This is a genomic window from Streptomyces sp. W16 (assembly GCF_033194735.1).
Taxonomy (GTDB): domain Bacteria; phylum Actinomycetota; class Actinomycetes; order Streptomycetales; family Streptomycetaceae; genus Streptomyces.
Map to the genome: position 1 here is coordinate 1 of NZ_JAWOAI010000366.1, position 10,241 is coordinate 10,241.

At 71.6% G+C, this 10,241-nt stretch carries 10 protein-coding genes and 1 pseudogene; 6 read left to right on the top strand and 5 right to left on the bottom strand.

All coding sequences use genetic code 11. From position 1 onward, the window contains the following. From R6V09_RS35825 to R6V09_RS35840, 4 genes and pseudogenes are all read left to right on the top strand, one after another. Positions 1–272: pseudogene (locus R6V09_RS35825) on the top strand (sugar ABC transporter ATP-binding protein); the annotation flags it as partial. A gap of 1 nt (position 273) precedes the next feature. Further along, on the top strand, positions 274–1,182 hold the full coding sequence (locus R6V09_RS35830; RefSeq protein WP_317885637.1) for a sugar phosphate isomerase/epimerase family protein: 909 nt from the start codon (positions 274–276) through the stop codon (positions 1,180–1,182). A 52-nt stretch (positions 1,183–1,234) separates the two neighbouring features. Next, the gene (locus R6V09_RS35835; protein WP_317885646.1) at positions 1,235–2,254 is read left to right on the top strand and encodes a Gfo/Idh/MocA family protein; all 1,020 of its coding nucleotides are present in this window, start codon (positions 1,235–1,237) and stop codon (positions 2,252–2,254) included. 81 nt (positions 2,255–2,335) lie between these two features. Further along, a complete protein-coding gene (locus R6V09_RS35840; RefSeq protein WP_317885638.1) occupies positions 2,336–4,084 on the top strand; it encodes a hypothetical protein in 1,749 nt (582 codons plus the stop codon). Here R6V09_RS35840 and R6V09_RS35845 read toward each other — a convergent pair. The 3 genes from R6V09_RS35845 to R6V09_RS35855 form a co-directional block, all read right to left on the bottom strand. Then, positions 4,033–5,055 carry a Gfo/Idh/MocA family protein gene (locus R6V09_RS35845; RefSeq protein WP_317885639.1) on the bottom strand — a complete coding sequence of 341 codons (1,023 nt, stop codon included), beginning with the start codon at positions 5,053–5,055 and terminating at the stop codon, positions 4,033–4,035. The genes R6V09_RS35840 and R6V09_RS35845 overlap by 52 nt on opposite strands. Then, a complete protein-coding gene (locus R6V09_RS35850; protein ID WP_317885640.1) occupies positions 5,052–6,056 on the bottom strand; it encodes a Gfo/Idh/MocA family protein in 1,005 nt (334 codons plus the stop codon). The genes R6V09_RS35845 and R6V09_RS35850 overlap by 4 nt, the downstream gene beginning before the upstream one ends. Positions 6,057–6,150: 94 nt before the next feature. After that, complete coding sequence (locus tag R6V09_RS35855; protein WP_317885641.1) at positions 6,151–7,326, bottom strand: phytanoyl-CoA dioxygenase family protein; 1,176 nt, start codon at positions 7,324–7,326, stop codon at positions 6,151–6,153. Between the two features lie 107 nt (positions 7,327–7,433). Between R6V09_RS35855 and R6V09_RS35860 the strand changes: the two genes are divergently transcribed. Next, positions 7,434–8,465, top strand: a complete 1,032-nt coding sequence (locus R6V09_RS35860) for a LacI family DNA-binding transcriptional regulator (protein ID WP_317885642.1) — start codon at positions 7,434–7,436, stop codon at positions 8,463–8,465. A 6-nt stretch (positions 8,466–8,471) separates the two neighbouring features. On the opposite strand, the gene R6V09_RS35865 is transcribed toward R6V09_RS35860, so the two are convergent. Beyond that, on the bottom strand, positions 8,472–8,816 hold the full coding sequence (locus R6V09_RS35865; RefSeq protein WP_317885643.1) for a cupin domain-containing protein: 345 nt from the start codon (positions 8,814–8,816) through the stop codon (positions 8,472–8,474). Between the two features lie 123 nt (positions 8,817–8,939). Here R6V09_RS35865 and R6V09_RS35870 point away from each other — a divergent pair, with 123 nt between their 5' ends. Next, positions 8,940–9,458, top strand: coding sequence for a hypothetical protein (locus R6V09_RS35870; protein ID WP_317885644.1), 519 nt, complete (start codon positions 8,940–8,942; stop codon positions 9,456–9,458). A gap of 35 nt (positions 9,459–9,493) precedes the next feature. On the opposite strand, the gene R6V09_RS35875 is transcribed toward R6V09_RS35870, so the two are convergent. Next, positions 9,494–10,241: helix-turn-helix domain-containing protein (locus R6V09_RS35875; RefSeq protein ID WP_317885645.1), on the bottom strand; the 748-nt coding region annotated here is incomplete at its 5' end.

Below are 10,241 nucleotides of genomic sequence, written 5' to 3' on the forward strand. Positions count from 1 at the left end.
GGGGCCTCGGGGTCATCTTCATCACGCACAACCCGCACCACGCCTACATGGTCGGCGACCACTTCAGCGTGCTGCGCCTGGGCACCATGGAACTCTCCGCCGAACGCAGCGAGATCACCCTGGAGGAACTCACCAACCACATGGCCGGCGGTACCGAACTCGCCGCACTCAAGCACGAGTTGTCCCAGGTCCGCGGCCTCGACGTCGACGAACTCCCCGAAGAGAAGGACCTCAAGGCCTCGGCGACCACCGCGCCCGAAGGGACGTCCTGACATGCCCGAGCGTCCCTTTCTGGACCGCATCCGGGTGGGCTCCGCCCCCGACTCCTGGGGCGTGTGGTTCCCCGACGACCCCCAACAGGTGCCGTGGCAGCGGTTCCTGGACGAGGTCGCGCAGGCCGGTTACTCCTGGATCGAGCTGGGACCGTACGGCTATCTGCCGACCGACCCGGCCCGGCTCACGGACGAGATCGCGCGGCGCGACCTGAAGGTCTCCGCCGGCACGGTCTTCACCGGTCTGCACCGCGGTCCCTCCGTCTGGGACGCCACTTGGGAGCACGTGAGCCAAGTGGCCGCGCTCACCCAGGCGATGGGCGCGCGGCACCTGGTCGTCATCCCCTCCTTCTGGCGGGACGACAAGACCGCCGAGATCCTGGAGCCGCCGGAGCTGACCGGCGAGCAGTGGGCGTACCTCACCAAGGGCATGGAACGCCTCGGGCACGAGGTCAAGGAGGCGTACGGGCTCGACATCGTCGTCCACCCGCACGCCGACACCCACCTCGACACCGAGGACCACGTCGAGCACTTCCTCGACTCGACCGACTCCGAACTGGTCAACCTCTGCCTGGACACCGGGCATTACGCCTACTGCGGCGGCGACAGCGTCAAGCTGATCGAGGCCTACGGCGAGCGCATCGGCTATCTGCACCTCAAGCAGGCCGACCCGGAGATCCTCGCCGACGTCGTCAAGAACGAGATCCCGTTCGGGCCGGCCGTGGCGCGCGGAGTGATGTGCGAACCGCCGTCCGGTGTACCGGAGTTGGAGCCGGTGCTGATCGCGGCGCAGCGCCTCGGCGTGGAACTGTTCGCGATCGTCGAGCAGGACATGTACCCGTGCGAGCCGGACAAGCCCCTCCCCATCGCGGAACGCACCCGCAAGTTCCTCCGCTCCTGCGGTGCCTGACGAACGTGAGCAACGTGACGACCCTGACGAGCCGAAAGGACGGCCGATGGCCATGAACCCGCGCGACACGCTCGGAGTGGCAGTGGTCGGAACCGGAAAGATGGGGGCGGACCACGTCCGCCGGATCGAGGAAGTGGTCAACGGCGCCCGGGTGAGCGCCGTCGTGGACGTCGACGCCGAGCGCGCCAAACGGATCGCGTCCGGGATCGAAGGCTGCGCCGCGTACACCGACCCGGCCGCCGCGATGGCGGCGGCCGACGTCGACGCGGTCCTGATCGCCTCACCGGGCCCCGCCCACGAGGCGGCCCTGCTGACGGCCTTCGAGCACGACCTCCCGGTCCTGTGCGAGAAGCCGCTCACCCCCGACGCGGCCTCGGCGCTACGCGTCCTGGAGGCCGAGGTGCGCCTCGGCCACCGCCGGGTCCAGGTCGGCTTCATGCGGCGCTACGACGCCGAGTACATGAAGCTCAAGTCCCTCCTGGAAACAGGCCAGTTGGGCCGACCGCTGATGCTGCACAACCGGCACCGCAACGCGGCCAGCCCGCCCTTCTTCACCAGCTCCATGCTGATCAGCGACTCCGTGGCCCACGAGACCGACGCGACCCGTTGGCTCCTCGGGCACGAGATCACGGCCGTCCAGGTGCTGCGCCCGCGGCCCTCGGCGAGCGCCCCGGACGACCTGCAGGACCCGCAGTTCGTCGTCTTCGAGACCGACGGCGGCGCGATCGTCGACGTCGAGATGTTCGTCAACTGCGGCTTCGGCTACCAGGTCCAGGCCGAGATCGTCTGTGAACGCGGCACCGCCCGCATCGGCGACGGCCACGCCATGGTCACCAACATGGCCGGCCGCTGGGGCGGCACCATCGCGCAGGACTTCGTCGAACGCTTCGCCGACGCCTACGACCGCGAGCTCCAGACCTGGGTCGACGCCACCCGCCGCGGCGAGGTGACCGGCCCGACCGCCTGGGACGGCTACGCGGCGGCGGCCGTGTGCGAGGCGGGCGTACGGGCGCTGGAGGAAGGCGGCCGGGTGGAGGTGGAACTGGTGGAGCGGCCCGAGTTCTATCGGTAACCACTCCGCGGGGCCCCTGTGCAACCGTTGTGCGGTCTCCGCTGTCCTTTCTCGTTGAGTGCTGGCGAGGGGAGGGCGCGGATGGGGCCGGTGCGCATGCTGCTGCCGTTGCTGCGCGCGACGGCACGCATGTCTCCACGTGCGGGCGGTCCGCTGCTCGGAGTCGCACTGCTGCGCTGTGCCGCCCCCGACTGGGTACTGGTGAGACCGGCACCGCCGGTCCGCCGATCTGCCTGGGCGGAGGAAGCGGTCGCCCTGTACCGGCCGTTGGCCGACAGGACCCGTCCCGAGCAACGCCACCGGGACGCGCTGAGCCGGGCACTGGCCGTGCACGCCGAGACCCTGGTGTTGTCCGGGCGGTACACGGAGGTGGGCGCGGCGGTGGACGCGGCACTGGGCGTCCCGGGTGCGCGACGATCGCCGGCACTGACCGCGTACGCCGTCCATGCGAGGGCGCAGGCGCTCGTGCACGGCGGCCGGGCGGAGGAGGCCCTGGCCCCCGCTCAGGAGTGCGTGGCGCTGTACCGCGGCATGGCGCCTCCCGGGCGCCGGGACCGGAGGCTGGGCGGTCTGCCGAGCGCTTTGCGCACGCAGGCGTTTGCGTTGGCCTCACTCGGTCGTACGGAGGAGTCCGTCGCCGTGTACCTGGAGTGCGCCGCGCTCCTGTGGGACATGTCGCTGAGGCGGTCGTCGCGCTTCTTGCGCTTGCGTCCGGAGGTGCTGGTCGAGTCGGTCGGCGGACTGCGCGAGCTCGGCCGGTACGAGGAGGCCTTGGCGCTGGAGCCCGAGGCGAGGGACGCGATGCACGAGGTGATCGCGAAGCTCCACCCCGAGTTCTTGCTGCCGTTGCGCGTCCGGTTCCTCACTGACCTGGCGTTCTGCCGCAGCGCGACGGGCTCTCCCACTGCCGCGCGCACGAGCGCCGAAGAGGCCGTCGCCGAGGCCCGTCGACTGGCGGAACACCCACACTGGCTCGCCGAGGCGCTGCGCTGCCTGGCCCTCGTCCTCACCGAACCAGAGCCGCACGGCGAGGAGTTGAGCGCCCTCACGGAGTTGACCGACCTGTACACCCGCCTCGCGGCCGACCGCCCGGAGGCCTTCGGGCAACTGCTCGCCGACGCCCTGGACGACCTGGCCCACAGTCACACGCGAAGCGGCGACCACCGCACGGCCGTGGCGGACACGGAACGCGCCGTGACCGCGTCCCGGCGCTCCCCGCACCACGAAGACCAACTGGCTCACCTCCTCAGCAACTTGAGTACCCGTCAGCAGGATGCCGAGGGTGCTGAGGGCGCCGAGAACGCGGAGTCGGCCGTGGCGAACTCCCGCGAAGCCGTGGCGCTCACCCGTCCGCTCGTCGAGTCCGACAGCGAGACCTACCGTCCGCTGATCGCCCGTCGGCTGCGGGTCCTCGCCCGGGCTCTCGGCCGCACCGGTGACCACACGGCCGCCGTGGCCTGCTACGAGGAGGCGGAGTCTTTCCTGCGAGGCCCGTCCGGGCGCCCCGGTACGGACGCCGACCTGGCGCTCACGGTCTCCAATCTCTCGATCGCGCTCCGCAGAGCGGCGCTGGACCGGTTGGCCGCCGGCCGGCCCGAGGAGGCGGTCGCCGCTCTGCGTTCCTTGCTCGCCCTCACCCACCGCAGCGACGCCCCCGAGGTCCACGCCCGGTGTGTCATCGCCTTTGCCAAGGCCCGTGCGAAACGCCCGGACGACATCGACATCGACATCGTCCGGGTGTGGGAGCGGGTGGTCGGGGAACCGTACCCGACCTTCGTCTACCGCAGAACTGGCACCCGCGGCCGGGGCGCGAAGCCCGCCGCGCGGTAGGACTCGTCGATGAGGGTCATCGTCGCCACCGCGTCGTCCGGGCCCAGTGGCAGAGGTGCGCCGTTTCTCAACCGGGCGGCGAACGCCTCCAGTTGATAGGTGTACGACGACCTCCTGCCGAGCCGCTCGGTGCGCTCGCCGTCCGTCGTGCGGACCACGACCCGGTCGTCCTGGTGGGGGAGGACGAAGTTCGGCGCGAACGCCTCGCCGCGGCTGCCGATGATCCGGCAGCTCATCTCCAGCTTGTCGTACGCCATGTGGCAGCGGGCGGAGCCCGTGGCGCCGCTCGGGAAGGCGAGGTCGGCGTCCAGCCACTCGTCGACGCCCGGTGCGCCCGCGCGTTCGCCGCCCCGGGCCGAGACGAGCCGGGGTGCGCCGCCCGCCCAGGGGGCCAGCATGCGCTGCGCGTGCAGGCTGTAGCAGCCCAGGTCCATCACGGCGCCGCCGGCCAGGGCGAGCGACCAGCGCGGGTCGGTGTCCGGCGGGGCCGGGATCGCGACCAGCGTCTCGACGTGCCGCAGCTCGCCGAGCTCACCGGAGGCCAGCAGCTCGTGCAGGCGCCGGGTGACCGGGTGGAAGAGGTAGTGGAACGCCTCCATGAAGACCGTGCCGGCCTTGGCCGCCGCCTCCCGCACCTCGGCCGCCTCCTCGGCGTTGCTCGCCGAGGGCTTCTCCGACAGGACGTGCTTGCCCGCCTCCAGCGCTGCGAGGTTCCATGGCCCGTGCAGACCGTTGGCGAGGGGGTTGTAGACGACCTCAACCTCGGGATCGGCGATCAGGTCGGCGTACGAGTCCACGACCCGTTCGACGCGGTGCGCGGCGGCGTAGGCCTCCGCCCGGTCCCGGTCGCGGGCGGCCACCGCGACGAGGCGGTGGCCGGTCGTCCGGGCCGGGCCGATCAGGGAGTTCTCGGTGATCCGAGCGGCTCCCAGTACTCCGATGCGCAGTGGTTCCCGGCCCGGACCGCTCATGCTTCGCGTACCTCCTGGATGGTGACGGGGCGGTGCTCGTGCAGCGACAGCGTGCAGGCGTCGGCGATCCAGCCGGCCTCCAGCGCGTCGGCGACGGTGCAGGGGGAGGTGCGGGTACCGGCCACGACCTCGGTGAACGCGGTGAGTTCGGCGCGGTAGGCGGCCGTGAAGCGGTCCATGAAGAAGTCGTGCGGGACACCCGCCGGGAAGGTCACGCCGGGCTCCACGGAGCGCAGCGGCAGCTTGTCCTCCAGACCGACCGCGATGGAGTCCGTGAAGCCGTGGATCTCCATGCGGACGTCGTAACCCCGGGCGTTGTGGCGGGAGTTGGAGACCACCGCGATGGTGCCGTCGTCCAGGGTGAGGATGGCGCCGGTGGTGTCGGCGTCGCCCGCCTCCTTGATGTACTCGGCGCCCCGGTTGCCGCCGACCGCGTACACCTCGGTGACCTCACGGCCGGTGACCCAGCGGATGATGTCGAAGTCGTGCACGGAACAGTCCCGGAAGATGCCACCGGACGCGGCGATGTACGCGGCGGGCGGCGGCGCCGGGTCCAGCGTGGTGGAGCGCACGGTGTGCAGCTTGCCCAGCTCGCCGGACTGCACGGCGGCGCGCGCGTTGACGAAGCCGGTGTCGAAGCGGCGGTTGTAGCCGATCTGGATCGGCACGTCGCTGCCCTCGACGGCCTTGAGGACCTTGACGCCCTCGGCCATCGTCTTGGCGACGGGCTTCTCGCAGAAGACGGGGATGCCCGCCTCGACGGCGGCCAGGATCAGGCCCGGGTGGGCGTCGGTCGCCGCGGCCACCACGACACCGTCGACCCCGGCGGCGAGCACGGCCTCGGGGGAGTCCGCGACCTCGGCGCCGAACCGCTCGGCGGCCTTCGTGGCGGCCTCCCGGAACGGGTCGGCGACGACTAGGGACTCGACCACGTCGGGTCCGGACAGGGTCTCGGCGTGGAAGGCGCCGATGCGGCCGAGGCCGAGGATTCCGATGCGCATGAGGGCTCTTGCTTTCTTGAGGGGTGCGGGTTTCCTGCGGTGGTCTCTCGCAAGGGTTTCTCGCGAGACGGTGAAGGTCGGTCGGGGGTGCCGCTCAGCTCTCGCGCCGCTCGGCGCCGGCCCGCAGCTCCCCGCGGAGCGCCTGCGGGGCCCACCCCTCGCGCACCGCGCGGCGCACGATGTCGGCCTGCGAGGGCGGGGCGAGACCCTCGACGGGCGGGTCGTTGTCGAGGTTGGTGGGGAACGGATAGCCCTCGGCGGTGGCCGCGACGACCGTGTCCAGCCACTCCTCGTCCACGCCCTCGGCCTTGCGCTTGAGCAGCACCGGGAAGACCGCGTTGGTGACGGCCTCACGGTCCACCGTCTCCATCGCCCGTCCGAACGCGGAGGACACCTGGAGCAGGTTGGCCATGCGCCGCACGTCGGTGGTGCGGTTGGTGCCGGCCGCGTGGAACAGCGCCGGGTTGAAGAACGCCGCATCGCCCTTGGCGAGCGGGAGTTGGATGTGGTTGGCCTCGAAGTACGCCTGGAACTCCGGGAGTCGCCACGCCAGATAGCCGGGCTCGAACTTCTGCGAGTGCGGCAGGTACATCGTCGGCCCCGACTCCACCGGCATGTCGCAGTGCGCGACGGCCCCTTGGAGGGTGAGCACGGGGGAGAGGCGGTGCACGTGCGCCGGGTAGCCGGCGGCGGCCTCGTTGCCCAGGAACCCGAGGTGGTAGTCGCGGTGCACGGTCTGTGCCGCGCCGCCCGGGTGGACCACGTTGATCTGCGAGGTGACCTGGTAGCCGGGGCCGAGCCAGGCCACGGACACCAGGGCCAGCATGTCGTTCGCGTAGTAGTCGGCGAACGCCTCCGGGTCGTAGAGCGCGGCCTTCTCCAGGGCGTTCCACACCCGGTCGTTGGCCCCCGGCTTCGCGAAGTGGTCACCGGCACCCGCGCCCGAGGCGTGCTGCTCGGCGATCAGTGCCTCGAACACCTCGGTCGTACGGTCCACCACCGACGCGTCCGGGAACGCGCCCCGCAGGACCACGATGCCGGGCCCCTCGGCGAACACCCGCACCAGCTCGGCCTGCACCTCGCGGCGCTCACCGGCCGCCACCGACTTGCGGAGCCGGTCGCTGTCGTAGACGAGGACGTTCCGCTCGACCGAGGACGCGTACGGGAAGTCGCCCAGGTCGGTCGGCTGCTCGACGAGCGCGCGGAAGGCGTCGAGGTCGCAGTCGTGCTCGGTGAGCCAGGCGGGGCGTTCTGTGGATGTGAAGGACATCGTCGTCCCCTCGGGTCACGTAATGGTGCGGTCCTGTCATTCTTGTCAGTACAAACCCTTCGAACAACCGGCAGCGAGCCATCAAAAACCCCTCAAGGAGGCGACCGGTGGGCCACCCCTTCCCGATCAGGGAAATCGCACGTCAGGCGGGCCTCAGCGAGGCCACCGTGGACCGGGTCCTGAACGGCAGGGGCGGTGTCCGCGAGAGCACCGAGCGTGAGGTCCGGCAGGCCATCGCCGATCTCGACCGGCAGCGCACCCAGGTCCGGCTGGTCGGTCGTACGTTCATGATCGACATCGTGATGCAGACGCCGGAGCGGTTCTCCACGGCCGTACGGACCGCGCTGGAGGCGGAGCTGCCCGACCTGCACCCGGCCGTGGTGCGCTCCCGCTTCCACTTCCGGGAGACGGCGCCGGTCAGGGAGCTGGTCGGCACCCTGGACCGGATCGCCCGGCGCGGCTCGCAGGGCGTCATCCTCAAGGCGCCGGACGTCCCCGAGGTCACCGCGGCCGTCGGCCGGCTGATCGCCGCGGGCATCCCGGTCGTCACCCTCGTCACCGACCTGCCCGCGAGCGCCCGCCTCGCCTACGTCGGCATAGACAACCGGGCGGCGGGCGCCACCGCTGCCTACCTGATGGGCCAGTGGCTCGGCGACCGACCCGGAAATGTCCTCACCAGCCTGAGCAGCGGCTTCTTCCGAAACGAGGAGGAGCGCGAGATGGGCTTCCGCAGCACCATGCGCGCCCGCTACCCGGACCGGGCCCTCGTCGAGATCACCGAGGGCCACGGCCTGGACGCCACCCAGTACGACCTCGTCCGCGCCGCCCTGAAGCGCGACCCGGACATCCGCGCGGTCTACTCGATCGGCGGCGGCAACATCGCCACCCTGCGCGCCTTCGCCGACCTGGGCCGCGAGTGCGCCGTGTTCGTCGCGCACGACCTCGACCACGACAACACCCGGCTGCTGCACGAGCAGCGGCTGTCGGCCGTCCTCCACCACGACCTGCGCCAGGACGTCCGCGAGGCCTGCCGCATCGTGATGCGCGCACACGACGCGCTGCCGCCCGCGGGACCGGCCCTGCCGTCCGCGATCCAGGTCGTCACGCCCTACAACATGCCTGTGGCGGGGCCCCGTTGAGGGTCGTCAGAGGTTGATCGCGTACGCCTTGCGCAGCGTCTCGTGCACCGTCCACGTCGTACGGTCGCCCTCGCGCAGCACGGCCATGTCCCCGGGACCGACCTTCAGGGTCTCCCCGCCCTCGACCTCGATGGTGGCCGAGCCGCTGATCACGACGAACAGCTCGTCCGCCTCCGTGTCGGTGACCACCCCCGGGGTGATCTGCCAGATCCCCCGGATCTGCCGCCCGTCCCCGGACTCCCACACGACCTTCCCGGTCACCTCGGGCGTACCGGAGACGATCTGCGCCGGGTCAAGCGGCTCGGGTTCGAGCTCGGCGTCGGGGATGCGGACTACGAAACTGTGCGTCATGCGGCGACCCTAGCCGGGGCTGCCCCGGCCCGGGCGTGGACACTGTGTGGGATATCGGCCCAGGTCGGAGGACACTTCGTCGCGGAGTGGCGCCCCGGTTGGGGCCGGGTGATCGTGGAGGGCATGGCGCAGACCACGACGGCCGTCCCCGAGCCGCACCCGCACTCGCACGAGACCCGGGAGAACATCCTCTTCGGGGGCGTGTACGGCTCAGTCCTCGCCTGCTCGATGGTCGCCGCGCTCACCCAGTACGGCCACACCTCGAAGGGCAGCCGCCGCTACGACGCCCTGTGGCTGCTGGTGACCGCGGGTGCCTCGGCGCTCGCCCACGGGTACGCCCACTACATCGCCGAGCGCGCTCCGCACCGCCGCTGGGACGCCCTGCGCACCCTGCGCGACGAGTGGCCGCTGGTCGCCGCCGCGCTGCCGACCGTGCTGCTGCTCGCCGGGGCGGGCTGGGGTTGGTGGCCCGCGAACGGCGTCGAGTACGCGGCCTTCGTCCTCAACATCGCGCTGCTGTTCTGCCTGGGCCTGGTCACGGCCCGCTGGTCGGCGCGGAGTTGGGTGGTGGCGGTGGTCATCGGGGCGGTGGACGCGCTGCTCGGGGTGGTCGTGGTGGTGGCGAACGCCCTGATCAAATAGGCCGGTTCAGTGTCGGACGGGTCTGCTGGGTCCGCTCATGAGATGCCCTGGTAACCGCGCAGCTTGCGATACAGCGTCGCCCGACCGATGCCCAGCGCGGCGGCGGCCCGCGCCTTGTTGCCGCCGTGCCTGCGCAACGCGGCCAGGATCGCGGTGCGTTCGGCGTGTTCCATCGGGCTGAGCCGCCGGGCCGCAGGTCCCTCCCGGACGGGATCGGGGAGTTCGGCCCGCCGCACCGGGCCGGTGACCCGCCGGTGTTCCGCCAACGCCCTGACGACATGCGCGAGTTCGGTGACGTTCCCGGGCCAGGGATGCTCCTCCAGGGCCCGCAGCGCGTCCAGGGTCCAGCTGAGCGGCGGCTGTCCCGGGGCCGGCCGGGGCGCCAGGACCGGCAGCAACTCCCGTACGTCCTCCCGGCGTTCACGCAGCGCGGGCAGGGCGACCGATCGGGCGGCCAGGGTGTCCAGCAGGCGTTGGAAGCAGGGGCCCGGGGGAGTGCCGGGTGTGTAGGTGACCAGCAGATGTACGTCCGGGTGTTCGTCGAGCAGGGAGTTGAGCGCGGCGACATCGGGCTGGGCCAGCCGTTCGGCGTGCCGCAGGAGCAGTGGGCGCCCGTCGGCCAACTCGCTGTATTTCACGCCCAGTTCGGGCGACTCGGCGGCGTCGGCGACCAACGGCACGGTGTCGCCGAGCAGTTCACGGGCCAGCGCGGTCTTGCCGGTGCCGCGCTCGCCGGTCAGCAGCAGCGGCTCGGGGACCCAGGCCAGCTCCACCGCCCGCGCG